The organism is Halomonas sp. KM-1, assembly GCF_000246875.1.
GTDB classification, from domain to species: Bacteria; Pseudomonadota; Gammaproteobacteria; order Pseudomonadales; family Halomonadaceae; genus Halomonas; species Halomonas aerodenitrificans.
Window position 1 is genome coordinate 1 of record NZ_BAEU01000111.1, and the last position, 12478, is coordinate 12478.

Here is a 12478-nt window from a genome sequence, read left to right on the forward strand (position 1 = left end):
CCATACCTGCCGGCCCTTGCGCCGAACCCTTCCCTCACGCTCAAGCTGCGCCAGTGCGCGATAGACCGATTCGTGCGTCAGCCCGATCTCTCCGGCTAGGGCCTTCCAGCTACCCGACAGCGTAAACTCCGCGTTCTCTCCGCTGGCGTGAGCCTGCAGATAGGTGAGCAGTCGTTCCTGGGCGCTGGCTATGTTGAGAATCTCGATGCGCAGGCGCGCCTCATGCAGCCGCCGGGCCAGGTCGATCATGAGCTCGGTCGCCAGCGTCGGTTGCCGCTGCATGCCTTCGAGCACGGCGGCCTTGGGGTAGCTGAGCAGACAAGCCTCGGTGTCGGCCATCGCATCGCAATGGTAGCGAGCTGCGAACAACGAAGCCTCGGCCAACCAGCGGGCGGGGCCGGCCCGGTCGACGGTCACCTCCGCTCCGACATGGTTCATTCTCATCATCCTCACCTGACCGGACAGGACCACGTACACCGAGGCGACAGGCTCTCCGGCGTGGAACAGCATCTCCCCGGCGGCAAGCCGCCGCCGATGGCCAGGGCGGCCGGCTAGTGTCTCCAGGGTCGAGGCGATGCCCGGTAACGGACTGGATATGATCTCGCTCATACCCAAATGATGCTGCCGGGCCCACTCTAGGTGCAACCGAAACCGAGAGAGGGCATTGCAATGACACGTCTGCTGGCTTTTGTGCTGTTAGTTCTCACTACCGGGGCGGCCCAGGGGGAAGCGGCAGGGCACGGCTCCTACGCCGGGTTTCATTCACGCGAGATCAAGGCGCTCTCTGCCAGCGACGTGGAAGGGCTCCAGCAGGGCAGAGGGATAGGGCTGGCCCTGCCGGCGGAGTTGAACGGCTACCCAGGCCCCATGCACGTGCTGGAACTGGCCGACGAGCTGAACCTGACGGAAGAGCAGCGGGAGCGAACCGAACAAGCCTTTGAGCGCATGCGTGAACGTGCCAGTGAGCTTGGCGAGCAAGTGATCGAAAGCGAGCGCGAACTCGATCAACTCTTTGCCAAGCAACGCGCAACGCTCGAAGAAATCGAGCGCCTCACCGATCAGACGGCTCGGCGCTGGGGGCAGCTACGAGCGGTTCACCTCGAATACCACCTGGTCATGCTCACGGTGCTCGATGACGAACAGGTTCGGCGGTATGTCCACCACCGCGGCCACGGCCATCGCCACTAGTGAGATCTACCGGCTACACCCGCATCGAGAGGTAGCCTCAGTTACTGAAGTGTGCTTGACTGTGAAAGCAACGTTATAGCATAGCATTTTGCCATTCGTCTGGATGATGAAACCCGAGCCAAGAAATGGAAGGAGTGTGTACCAATGGAACTGACATTACCCAAACAGATGAGCGCCGTAGCCGTCAGCCTTCTGATTGTGGCAGGGACGCCGCTGGCCATCGCACAGAGCGGAGATTCCGCCTCTGCCGAAGAGAGTGCCGGCAATCACGATCATAGTCACGAGCACGAGCACGAGCACGAGCACGATCACGACCATGACAACGGTCACGATCACGACCATGACAACGGTCACGACCATGACAACGGCCACGATCACGACCATAGCCACGACGAGGACATCTACGCGGGCTATTTCGAAGACAGTCAGATCGAGGATCGGTCCCTTTCCGATTGGGAAGGAGACTGGCAGTCCGTCTACCCCTACCTGCAGGATGGCACCCTCGATGAAGTGTTTGCTCACAAGGCAGAGCAAAGCGACGGGAGAACCGCCGAGGAGTACAAGGAATACTATGAGACGGGCTACCGGACGGACGTCGATCGTATCGTCATCGAAGGCGATTCCGTCACCTTCTACGAGGATGACCAGGAGAGGACCGGACAGTATGTCTATGACGGGTATGAAATTCTGACGTACGACGCCGGGAACCGAGGCGTCAGGTTCATCTTCGAGCGCGAAGAAGGCGACGAGGACATGCCGCAATACATCCAGTTCAGCGACCACGCCATTTTCCCGACCGATGCCCACCACTTCCACCTGTATTGGGGAGACGATCGGGAAGCGCTGCTGGAAGAGCTCACCAACTGGCCTACCTACTATCCGTCACAGCTGGATGCCGAAGGTATCGTGCAGGAAATGCTGGCGCACTGAACAGGCGCCTCGCTCATGTGCCGGTAGCGTTTGCTACCGGCACACTTCCCACCTACACCTTGCTCACGATCAGCGCGGCATTCACCCCACCGAAGCCGAACCCGTTGCACAGCACGTGCTGAGTGGCGTGCTCCCGCGCCTCACCGACGATATCCAGATCGTGCAGATCCTCGTCGCGGTTCTCCAGATTCAGGGTCGGGGGCAGGCGGTCGTGCATGGCTGCCAAGGCAGAGAAGATGCTCTCCACGCCGCCGGCGGCACCCAGCAGATGCCCGGTCGAGGACTTGGTGGCGGAGATCGGAATGCCACCCAGGGCGTCGCCGAAGGCGTTGCGCAGGGCGGCGATCTCGGCCCGGTCGCCCACCGGGGTCGAGGTGGCGTGAGCGTTGATGTGATCGATATCTGAGGGAGCGAGCCCCGCCATTCGTAGCGCGGCCCGAATGGCCGCTGCGGCGCCACCGCCGTCTTCCGGGCCGGCGGTGATGTGGTGAGCATCGGCGCTGGTACCGTAGCCGCTGAGAATGGCCAGCGGCGTTGCCCCGCGTGCCTCGGCGTGGGCCAGGGTTTCGATCACCAGCAGCCCCGCGCCTTCACCCATCACGAAGCCGTTGCGGCCCTGATCGAAGGGGCGTGACGCCTTGCTGGGGTCGTCCTGCTCGGTGGAGAGCGCCTTCATGGCGTGGAAGCTGGCCAGCGACAGCGGGTCGATACAGGCCTCGGCGCCGCCCACCAGGGCCACCTCGGCCTCGCCGCTGCGGATCATGCGCATGCCGTCGCCGATGGCCTGCACGCCGGCGGCACAGGCCGTGACCGGGCAGCCAAGCGGTCCGCGCAGGCCATAGCGAATCGAGACGTTACCTGCCGCCAGATTGGCCAGGAAAGCCGGCACGGTGAAAGGGGAGAGCCGGCGGTGGCCGCGGGTCGTCAGGGTGTTCTGCGCCTGTGTGATGGTAGGGAAGCCGCCGATGCCAGAGCCGATGATGGTGGCGGTGGCCAGCCGGTCCTCATCGCTCTCGGGGAACCAATTGGCCTGGGTCAGCGCCTCTTCGGCGGCGGCCATGGCATAGAGGCTGAACAGCTCCAGCTTGCGACGCTCCTTGGCATCCAGCACACGGTCCGGATCGAGGCCGGCCTCAGGGTCGTCCTCGATGCCGGGTACCGCGCCTGCCACCTTGACCGGCAGCTCGCCGGTATCGATGCGGGTGATCGGAGAGATGCCGGAACGGCCGGCGAGAAGGCGCTCCCAGCCTGCCTTGACGCCGCAACCAAGGGGACTGATCATGCCCATGCCGGTGATGACGAGCGGTGATTGCATGGTAATTTCCTGAACAGCTTGGGGTTGTGCCACGCTAACAGTCAGGTTGATATGATCAACATAATATTCACCGTGGGAGTGTGAGTTGCCATGCCCTACTCGACGAACCACAAGGCCAAATCGCGCGAGCGTATTCTCAAGTCGGCCATCGAGCTGTTCAGCCGCAAGGGCTTCGAGAAGGTCTCCATCGCCCAGATCATGAAGCTGGCCAAGATGACCCACGGCGCTTTCTACGCCCACTTCGCCTCGAAGGAAGCGCTCTACCACGCCTCGGTGCGGGAAACCCTCGAGAGCAGCCGCGCGGCCAGGCTGGTCAAGGGGCCGCTCTCAGTGAAGCACCTGACCGAGCTGGTGGCCAACTGCTGGAATCTCCAGGAGCTGGAGCGCAAGCACAAGCCGGGCCCCGAAACCGTGCTGTTCAACGAGATCGGCAACGAGAACGCCGAGGTGCGAACGCTCTTCGAAGCCTCCTACCTGAGCATGAAGAAGATGCTCGAAACCCGGCTCATCGCCTTGAGCCGCCTGAAGAAGCTGCCCTTCGAAGCCGACCGCGAAGTCATCGCCGACAAGTCCCGCGCCATTCTTGCTTCCCTGGTCGGCGCCGTGGCCATCGCCAAGAGCCTGCCCGGCGAGCAGGAACGCCAGCACATCCTCAACGCCGCCCAGCGCAACATCCTGCAGATGCTCGGCGTCAGCGAAAGCGAGCTGGAGGGCATGCTGGGAGAGATGAGGCGGGAGCAGAGCCCTGCGTAGCATGCTTTCAACAGGGTCGTTTATTATTCAGTTTCGGTTCGAAGATGGAGATGCCACTGAGGTACCCGCCATGCTGATGCACAATCCCCCCCATCCTGGTGAAGTATTGCGCGAGCTATGCCTCGAGCCTCTTGGCTTGTCTGTAACGGCGGCCGCAGAAGGATTGGGCGTGAGTCGAAAGACCCTGAGCGCTGTGTTGAACGGTAAGGCTGGCATCAGTCCGGAAATGGCGATACGGCTGTCTATCGCGTTTGATACTTCGGCAGAAAGCTGGCTGAACCAGCAGGCGCAATACGAACTCTGGCATGCCGAGCAGCATCGCAATGAGCTCAAGGTCAAGCGGCTTGTTGCCGCCTAGGTAACTTATCCGGAGTAGGGTGATGGGTGAGCCGGCGCTGCGCAGTGCAACGAATCTGAGCCTGGTGCTCGGTCCGATTCTCATGTTCCAGGGGCGACGGCTACGGCGCACCATCCCGCGCTTGCCGGAGGCGAGCGGTCTTTGCACCGGGCTGGTGTCGGGAGCATCTCCCTGTCTTGCTTCTCCAACCCTCGCTTCCCCACCTCTCAACCTCCTGCTGATCGGCGAATCAACGGCCGCCGGTGTGGGAGCTGCCGAGCACTCGGAGGCCCTGGTAGGCCAGCTTGCGCATGCCACAGCGGCCAGAACGGATCGAGCCGTGGCCTGGCAGGTGCTTGGGCGTAGCGGGGCGACGGCACGTCGTGCACGCAGCATGCTGCTCGAGAGCGAGCTCGAGTTCACACCGGATGTCGTGGTGCTGGCCCTCGGGGTCAACGATGTGCTGCAGATGCATAGCGCCAGCGTCTGGCGAACGGAGCTGCGCGAGCTGGTCTCGGCAGTGCGCGAGCGTTGCGGCTCGGTACCTGTCGTCTTCGCAGCGGTGCCGCCCATGGGGCGCTTTCCTGCGCTTCCTCAGCCGCTGCGGGCAGTGCTGGGCTTGCGTGCACGGCTGCTGGATCGAAACGCCCAACGGTTGGCATCGGAGCTGGAGGTCGTGTTCCATTCCGGCGCGGTGGAACTGGCACCGAACCAAGCGACTGCTCTCTTCTGTGCCGATCGGTTTCACCCGTCGCCCGCCGGTTACCGGCTGTGGGCGAAGCACCTGTCGGCGGTCGTCGAAACGGCGTGTGGTTGCCGGCCCAGCGCGGTATAGCGAGAAGAAGCAAGATATACGGTACTGCCGGAAAACGGCCCGGCAGTACACGACGTCATGATGGCCTGAGCCATAGAATCAGAAGCTTCCTGAAGTGCTCACCGTAGAGCCGGTTTGCCCGGTTTCAAGCAGGTTGTTGTTCCCGGGCTGCCACTCCAGCATGCTCTCAGGCTCGGTCTCGCTGCGCTTGATGCACTTCCATTCGATATTGGCATTCTCCGGCATGTTGAAGGTGCCGCTCCAGGTCGGGTAGTTCACCGGCTCGAGCTTGAGCGCCTCGGCGGGCGACCAGTTGCCTAGTGCCTGGTTGCTGCCGGTCACATAGACACTCTGGCCAAGTTCCGTGGTGCCGTTCGCACAGGTAAAAGTGACGCTTACGTTCTCATCGCTGGGCGGATCGTCATTGCCGTTACCGTTACCATCGCCATTGCAGAGCGCACCCACGTGCAGCGCCGCGGCCTCCATCGGGGAAACGTTCAGCGCGACCTGGCCACCCTGCACGCTGACGCAGCTCCCGTCTCCGGCGATGTTGCGATAATCACCATCCGGAAGCGTGGTATCGAAGGTGCGTGAGAGGGAGCCGCCTTCCCGGTTGATGGCGACAAAGCCCTCGCTGCCCCGGTTGAAGGCAATCTGGTTATTACCGTTGTCCCACCAGCCGGTTACCTCGGTGCCAGCGGTGACGGTGCGGAACTCGACCATATTGGCGATGGAGCTCCAGCGGTGCTCACAAACCCAGGCGCCACCGCACTGGGCGCTGCCGTTCTGATAAACGGGCTGGGCAGGCGGCCCGTGTTCGCTGTCGGTGAAACTGAAGCTCGACATCACCTTCGGATAACCATAGGGCCAGGCCAGCATGAATACATTGGCGAGGTTGTATAGGCTGCCGTCCTGATAGGTCAGTATATTGTCGCCGCCAGCGCCGTGGCCGCGCTGATTGTCGTGGTTATCGGTGAACACCACCGCATTTTGGCTGGAGAGGAATCCCCAGGCCTCGCCGAAATTGCTCAGGTTGGCAAGGCGCTGGTTCTTGAAGACATCGCCGATCGAGGCGCTGTAGCGAAACTCCGTGACGTCGGAAATGCCGGTGTACTCGTCGGCGCTCACCGCTTCACCGCCCAGGTCGATCACCTCCTGGAAGACGTAGAGGGGATCGTTCACCCGCGAGAGAATACCGCTGATGTCGGACGGCGCCATGTGCTTGGCCGCATCGACGCGAATGCCTTTCACCCCCAGGGAGGTCAGGTGGTTCAGGTAGCCGGCAAGAGTGCTTTGTACGTAATCGTCCGAGGTGTTCAGGTCGGGCAGGCCCACCAGCCGACAATGCCGCACCCGCCAGGCATCGTTGCGGTAGTCTTCGGGCTCGATGTCGCAGTGGGGGTGGAAGTCATTGCTGCTGTAATCGGGATAGTCTAGGGAGCCGGAGTCATAGGATGAGCCGGCGGTACCGGTACCGTCCCCGGCGGCGGCCATGTGGTTGATTACCGCGTCCACGTAGATATCCACGCCGACGGCGTTGCAGCGCTGCACCATGTCGGCGAACTCGTTGGCATCGCCACTGCGGCTGTGCAATTGGTAGCTCACCGGCTGATACCGGGCCCACCAGGTGTCGCCTTGTATGTGTTCCTGTGGTGGCGACACCTGGACGGCGCTAAAGCCCTTCGGCGCGAGAAAATTCTCACACTCCTGTGCCACGTCGGTCCATTTCCATTCGAACAGGTGAACGAAGGTACCGGCATGAGCCTGTTGGGTAGGTAGCGCCGTAGCCGCGCCAAGGGCGCCTAGGCCGAGGGCGCCCAGACCGAGGGAGGAAGTGGCGATAAAGCGATGCAAAGGGATCATTGGGAACTCCTGTATTGCCCAATCCTTGTGATGTGGTGCATCTAACGGCCTCAGCCAGAGCCTGCTTGTTCTTGATTCGCAATAGCTGATAAGCGCCAACGGTGCACTGCCCGACCATCGGTCAGAACCCCCTTTGGAAATGAAGAGAGGGCGTAGCAGCTGGGAGGATAGAGGAGGGAGGCGTAGGAGGGGGGAGCGTAGGAGAGAGCGTAGGAGAGAGCGTAGGAGCAGCTACAACCGCCGGTTACCGGCTGTGGGCGCAGCATCTCTCGGCGGTCGTCGAAGCGGCATGCGGCTTCACTGAGTAGCCCCATAGCCTACACCTATCGAGCCGAAAGCCTCCCATCTCCTTGACGGTTTAGACCTTCACTCCTTCACTGTAATGGACGGCTTACAGGACGCCTCACTGCCTTCTGGCTCGGTCAGAGGGTGCTGAATCGAGGCGATATAAATCGTCAGCCCAACTGTTCTGTAGGTCCCCATTCAGTCGAGGAGAAGACCGTGTCCGATCAAAAGCCTACACGCCGGGAGTATGGGGCGCGCACCACGTCCCGTCTGCAGGGCAACGAGCACTGGTGGCCCGACCAGCTCAACCTCAACATCCTTCATCAGAAGCACCCCGACGCCAGCCCGTTCGGTGCCGACTTCAGCTATGCCGAGGCGTTCTCGCAGCTCGACGTCGACGAGCTATGCGCCGACCTCGATGCCTTGATGACCGACTCGCAAGACTGGTGGCCTGCCGACTGGGGCCACTACGGCCCGTTCTTCATTCGCATGTCGTGGCACGCCGCCGGCACCTATCGTGCGGTGGACGGTCGCGGCGGCGGCGGTACCGGCGCCCAGCGCTTCGCCCCGCTCAACAGCTGGCCCGACAACGGCAACCTGGACAAGGCGCGCCGCCTGCTGTGGCCGATCAAGCAGAAGTACGGCGAGAAAATCTCCTGGGCCGACCTGCTGGTGCTCGCCGGCAACCGGGCGCTGGAAACCATGGGCTTCCGCACCTTCGGCTTCGGCTACGGGCGCGCCGACATCTGGGCCCCCGAGGACGACATCTACTGGGGCCCCGAGACCGAATGGCTGGCCACCAACGACGAGCGTTACACCGGCAGCTGGGAAGACGGCAGCCGCGTGCTCGACAACCCCCTCGCCGCGGTGCAGATGGGCCTCATCTACGTCAACCCGGAAGGCCCCAACGGCGTGCCGGACGCCATGAAATCCGCCCAGGACGTACGCGAGACCTTCGCCCGCATGGGCATGAACGATCGCGAGACCGTCGCGCTGACGGTGGGCGGCCACACCTTCGGCAAGATGCACGGCAACGGCTCGCCGGATGCCGTGGGCGAAGCACCGGAAGGCTCGAAGATCCACCAGCAGGGCTTCGGCTGGGCCAACACCCATGAGACCGGCCTCGGCGAGTACACCGTAACCTCCGGCCTCGAAGGCGCCTGGACCCCGACGCCGACCAAGTGGGACAACTCCTACCTCAACACCATCTTCGCCCACCAATGGGAAGTGAAGAAATCGCCCGCCGGTGCCAACCAGTGGCAGCCGGTCGAGGTCAAGGAAGGCTACTGGGTACCCGACGCCCACGTGGAAGGCAAGAAGAACCCACCGGTAATGAACACCGCCGACATGGCGATGATCACCGACCCCGCCTATCTCGAGATCTCCAAGGAGTATCACGATAACCCGGAGGTGCTCGCCGACGAATTCGCCCGTGCCTGGTACAAGCTGCTGCATCGCGACATGGGCCCGCGCGCCCGCTACCTCGGCCCGCAGGTGCCGGCTGAAGAGCTCATCTGGCAGGACCCGGTACCCGATCACCAGGGGCCGCTGGTCAACGACCAGCAGATCGCCACCCTCAAGCAGCAGATCGCCGACTCCGGCCTCACCGCCAAGCAGCTGGTGAGCACCGCCTGGGCCTCGGCCTGCACCTACCGCCAGACCGACCACCGCGGCGGCGCCAACGGCGCGCGCATCCGTCTCGAACCGCAAACCGGTTGGGACATCAACCAGCGCTCCGGCGTGTATGACGTGATCGACAAGCTCGAGCAGATCAAGGACGCCTCGGATGCCAACATCTCCCTGGCGGACATGATCGTGCTGGGCGGTAGCGTCGGGGTCGAGATGGCGGCCAAGGCGGCCGGGCACAACGTCACCGTGCCGTTCACCCCGGGCCGCACCGACGCCACCCAGGAAATGACCGAGGTGGATACCATCGCCTACCTGGAGCCGAGGCACGACGCCTTCCGCAACTACATGCAGCCCCAGGCGACCTCAATCCCGGCCGAGCACCTGATGGTGGACCGCGCCTTCATGCTCAACCTCAGCGTGCCGCAGATGACCGCGCTGCTCGGCGGCATGCGCGCCATCGGCGTCAACGTGGGTGACAATAACGATGGCATCCTCACCGACCGCCCCGGCCAGTTGACCAACGACTTCTTCGTCAACCTCATCGACATGGGCACCGTGTGGGAGCCCCTCGACGAGAGCGAAGAGCGCTTCGAAGGTCGTAACCGCAAGACGGGCGACAAGAAGTGGACCGCCACCCGCGTCGACCTCGTGTATGGCTCCAACTCCCAGCTACGCGCCATCGCCGAGGAGTACGCCGCCAACGGCGGAGAGGAGCGCATGATCGACCGCTTCGTGAAAGGGTGGGTCAAGGTCATGGAGAACGACCGCTTCGACCTGCACCGCTGAACGACAGGTCCGCAGCAGTAACGCGGACCTGGCTTAAATAACAGACCCCGAAGGTTGGTTATCCAGCCTTCGGGGTCTTTTTATGTCCCGGCTCAGATCAAGAGAAGCGGTACTAGCAGCGCCTCATGCTTTCGTTGACGTTGCCCTCAACGTTTCCCTTGGTTACTTTGAGTTAAGAGCTACAGAAGATAGCTTACCCAATCACGACGTACTCAGGGACTGCCGCATTAGGATGATGCGAACCATCATCCATTCTGCAGCAGGGGCGGTAGCGTGCCCCGACTCCCCATTATCCCCGCCTGACGAAATCAAGTCTTATTTACATTCCTTAGTAACTTACTGAATTCAAACAAATTCGACCGCACATGGTATTCTCTGACAATTGACTGATTCACAAGAGATAACCCATGCGCCATGAAGGCAAACTCACCGAGTGGAACGAGGCCTCCACCACCTGACACACGACAGCCAGAACAGACCGAGAGCCCAGAAGGCGGGCTACCTCAAAGCGGCACGTCACGCATCCCCACGCTCCAAAGGGCTGATGTTGGCGTGCGCCATTGCCGCTGCCTTCTTCGCGCTCCTGGCAGCCCTGAGCGCTCTAGGCTACACACCAGTGCAGCTCATAGCGGCATACGCGCTGCTGAGCGTGATCACCTTCGCCATGTACGGCATCGATAAAGCCGCAGCAGGGAAGGGCAGAAGGCGTACACCAGAAGCCACGCTGCTCTTCGCAGGCTTGATTGGCGGCTGGCCCGGCGCGCTGGTAGCGCAGCGGCTATTTCGGCATAAAACCAGGAAGCAGCCGTTTCAGGTCATTTTTTGGTGTGGGGTGGTGGTGAATTGTGGGGTGGTTGGGTGGCTTGTTTATGCGGGAGAGGCGGCGAGCGTTTGGGCTGGTTTGGGGTTCGGTTAACAGTAATCAGGGCTATGGCACAGCATAACCTTTCTGCATCCTAAACATTAGTAGTACGCATATAGCATATTGGTATCGGCAAACTTCGCATGAGCGAGAATTCTGGATAAGTGGCCCAGTTATACTTGAGCACGAGAAAAAATCAATGAGTTGGAAGAACTGAAGCGCGTCAGATAATAATGTTGAACACGCAGGATGGTTCATTGAATATCAGGACGTGCAGACCAATCACTATTATACAAAAAACGGAGAAAATGATGTCGCTTCAAATGGCAAGCGAGCTCAGATTTCCCATGGGAGCTGCCACACCACTCAGTGATCGAGCTGTAGATGATTTCATCTCGTTGATTCGGAGGGTATCAGGGTCAACGAGCCGGCAACATATCATTGAAGTATTCAAGCAGCACTTCTGCAAAATTTCTGGTGAGAACTATGCCCGCAGCTCTTCCCTTGATTGGGCAGAGTCGGATATGTCTCGGCAGGCGCGAGCCGCAGCGGAAGACGCCCCAAATTTTATTGCAGCTATTTATGATGCACTTAAGGAACTGGAGCGTAGCGGCGTCACAGTGCCGACTGTACAACATATCAATCAGATTTTGCTTATCAACCAGGATCACTATCAGATCATTGATGAGCAGTTAATTCAAACAGCGGGGGGCGTCGCCGCGCCGGAAGTTAGCGAGTCGATTTCAACTTCGGTAATGCGAGCTCTAGGAGACGCCAAAAGCACTAATCGGAACCGTAGATTCTTCAAGCGCAATTGATCGTGCACACACTGCACTCCATGGGTACTTGGTTCAACTTTGCAATGATAACCAAATTATTCTTCCGAATGATCCTTCGGCATCTAAAGCGTTCAAAGAACTTCGAAAGCTACACCCGGCGTTGGTTGCTTCAGGTCATAGGGCTCAAGAGATTACAAGGGTGCTCAATTCATTTGCAGCTTCAATTGATGCTTTCTCGACACTCCGGAACCACGCGAGTCTCGCACATGTAAACGACTTGCTGGATGTTCCAGAAGCAACAGCTATCGTAAATGCAATGTACACAGTCTTTAGGTACATTCAAGATTGTATACAGAGAGGGCCTTAGGATTTCGTATAACAAGCTCAAGCACCCGGATCAATTGTCCGCTGCGCTCCAAATTGCCCGTTGTTGCGGGCGTTAGGCCTTAAATGGAACCGAAGAAGCATGAAATATAAGGTTTATCTAAACATACTGGATCAAATCTTGAGGGATGCTCCTGAAAGATTTGTACGATACAGGATAGGCGACTTAGACCCTGAAAAGCTAAACCAAGCTCGCTCAAGAGCGAGCATCCATCTTTTTCTAAAGGTCTCTTTTGGTTTGCTTAATTTTGAGGAGCGAGAACGACTTATAACAGATGGATCATACGATGGCGGAATCGATGGCTATTACATTGATCAAGAAACAAAAAAGTTGTATTTATTGCAAGCTAAATTCAGGACAAACGAATCGAACTTCGAACAAAAAGAGATTTCACTAGAAGAACTCCTTTCAATGGATGTTAATAGAATTCTAGAAGGGGAGTGTTTTGATGAAGAGGGAAACGAATATAACGGTAAAATAAAACAGTTACAGCGCGAAATCTCTCAGATCGATGACATTGCCAGATACACCTACAAGGTAGTTATCCTGGCT

The 12478-nt window shown here is 59.9% G+C and carries 13 protein-coding genes; 10 read left to right on the top strand and 3 right to left on the bottom strand.

Annotated features, from left to right (window positions below; all coding sequences use genetic code 11):
• On the bottom strand, positions 1 to 609 hold a 609-nt coding region (locus B8115_RS12570; protein ID WP_141638583.1), incomplete at its 3' end, for a Crp/Fnr family transcriptional regulator.
• 60 nt (positions 610 to 669) lie between these two features.
• Between B8115_RS12570 and B8115_RS12575 the strand changes: the two genes are divergently transcribed.
• Positions 670 to 1188 (top strand): Spy/CpxP family protein refolding chaperone, encoded by a 519-nt coding sequence (locus tag B8115_RS12575; protein ID WP_010628160.1) that lies wholly within the window; start codon positions 670 to 672, stop codon positions 1186 to 1188.
• 144 nt (positions 1189 to 1332) lie between these two features.
• Positions 1333 to 2118, top strand: a complete 786-nt coding sequence (locus tag B8115_RS12580; RefSeq protein ID WP_010628161.1) for a metal-binding protein ZinT — start codon at positions 1333 to 1335, stop codon at positions 2116 to 2118.
• 52 nt (positions 2119 to 2170) lie between these two features.
• Here the strand turns inward: B8115_RS12580 and fabF are convergent, their stop codons facing one another.
• Complete coding sequence (fabF, locus tag B8115_RS12585) at positions 2171 to 3433, bottom strand: beta-ketoacyl-ACP synthase II (protein ID WP_010628162.1); 1263 nt, start codon at positions 3431 to 3433, stop codon at positions 2171 to 2173.
• Positions 3434 to 3523: 90 nt separating this feature from the next.
• Between fabF and B8115_RS12590 the strand changes: the two genes are divergently transcribed.
• The 3 genes from B8115_RS12590 to B8115_RS12600 all read left to right on the top strand — a co-directional run bounded on the left by B8115_RS12590 (position 3524) and on the right by B8115_RS12600 (position 5358).
• Positions 3524 to 4186: a TetR/AcrR family transcriptional regulator gene (locus B8115_RS12590; RefSeq protein ID WP_010628163.1), complete on the top strand. Its 663-nt coding sequence runs from the start codon at positions 3524 to 3526 to the stop codon at positions 4184 to 4186.
• Positions 4187 to 4256: 70 nt separating this feature from the next.
• Complete coding sequence (locus B8115_RS12595) at positions 4257 to 4544, top strand: HigA family addiction module antitoxin (RefSeq protein WP_026038096.1); 288 nt, start codon at positions 4257 to 4259, stop codon at positions 4542 to 4544.
• Between the two features lie 22 nt (positions 4545 to 4566).
• A complete protein-coding gene (locus tag B8115_RS12600; RefSeq protein ID WP_010628165.1) occupies positions 4567 to 5358 on the top strand; it encodes an SGNH/GDSL hydrolase family protein in 792 nt (263 codons plus the stop codon).
• Between the two features lie 78 nt (positions 5359 to 5436).
• Here the strand turns inward: B8115_RS12600 and B8115_RS12605 are convergent, their stop codons facing one another.
• Positions 5437 to 7200, bottom strand: a complete 1764-nt coding sequence (locus tag B8115_RS12605) for a carbohydrate-binding module family 20 domain-containing protein (RefSeq protein WP_010628166.1) — start codon at positions 7198 to 7200, stop codon at positions 5437 to 5439.
• 501 nt (positions 7201 to 7701) lie between these two features.
• On the opposite strand from B8115_RS12605, the gene katG reads away from it, so the two are divergent.
• From katG to B8115_RS12630, 5 genes are all read left to right on the top strand, one after another.
• The gene (gene katG / locus B8115_RS12610; RefSeq protein WP_010628167.1) at positions 7702 to 9900 is read left to right on the top strand and encodes a catalase/peroxidase HPI; all 2199 of its coding nucleotides are present in this window, start codon (positions 7702 to 7704) and stop codon (positions 9898 to 9900) included.
• Between the two features lie 433 nt (positions 9901 to 10333).
• Entirely contained in the window at positions 10334 to 10816 is a 483-nt protein-coding gene (locus B8115_RS12615; RefSeq protein ID WP_238539217.1) for a DUF1294 domain-containing protein, read from the top strand.
• Positions 10817 to 11073: 257 nt separating this feature from the next.
• Positions 11074 to 11580, top strand: coding sequence for a hypothetical protein (locus B8115_RS12620; protein ID WP_141638584.1), 507 nt, complete (start codon positions 11074 to 11076; stop codon positions 11578 to 11580).
• Positions 11581 to 11608: 28 nt separating this feature from the next.
• On the top strand, positions 11609 to 11908 hold the full coding sequence (locus B8115_RS24145) for an abortive infection family protein (RefSeq protein WP_158409650.1): 300 nt from the start codon (positions 11609 to 11611) through the stop codon (positions 11906 to 11908).
• Positions 11909 to 12007: 99 nt separating this feature from the next.
• A partial coding sequence (locus tag B8115_RS12630) for a hypothetical protein (RefSeq protein WP_010628170.1) occupies positions 12008 to 12478 on the top strand: 471 nt, incomplete at its 3' end.

What these genes read in the sequence shown, in the direction of transcription:
- B8115_RS12600 (WP_010628165.1), top strand. Translation starts at nt 4,567, where the DNA reads ATGGGTGAGCCGGCGCTGCGCAGTGCAACGAATCTGAGCCTGGTGCTC.
- B8115_RS12595 (WP_026038096.1), top strand. Translation starts at nt 4,257, where the DNA reads ATGCTGATGCACAATCCCCCCCATCCTGGTGAAGTATTGCGCGAGCTA.
- B8115_RS12590 (WP_010628163.1), top strand. Translation starts at nt 3,524, where the DNA reads ATGCCCTACTCGACGAACCACAAGGCCAAATCGCGCGAGCGTATTCTC.
- B8115_RS12580 (WP_010628161.1), top strand. Translation starts at nt 1,333, where the DNA reads ATGGAACTGACATTACCCAAACAGATGAGCGCCGTAGCCGTCAGCCTT.
- fabF (WP_010628162.1), bottom strand. Translation starts at nt 3,433, where the DNA reads ATGCAATCACCGCTCGTCATCACCGGCATGGGCATGATCAGTCCCCTT.
- B8115_RS12620 (WP_141638584.1), top strand. Translation starts at nt 11,074, where the DNA reads ATGTCGCTTCAAATGGCAAGCGAGCTCAGATTTCCCATGGGAGCTGCC.
- B8115_RS12605 (WP_010628166.1), bottom strand. Translation starts at nt 7,200, where the DNA reads ATGATCCCTTTGCATCGCTTTATCGCCACTTCCTCCCTCGGTCTGGGC.
- B8115_RS12575 (WP_010628160.1), top strand. Translation starts at nt 670, where the DNA reads ATGACACGTCTGCTGGCTTTTGTGCTGTTAGTTCTCACTACCGGGGCG.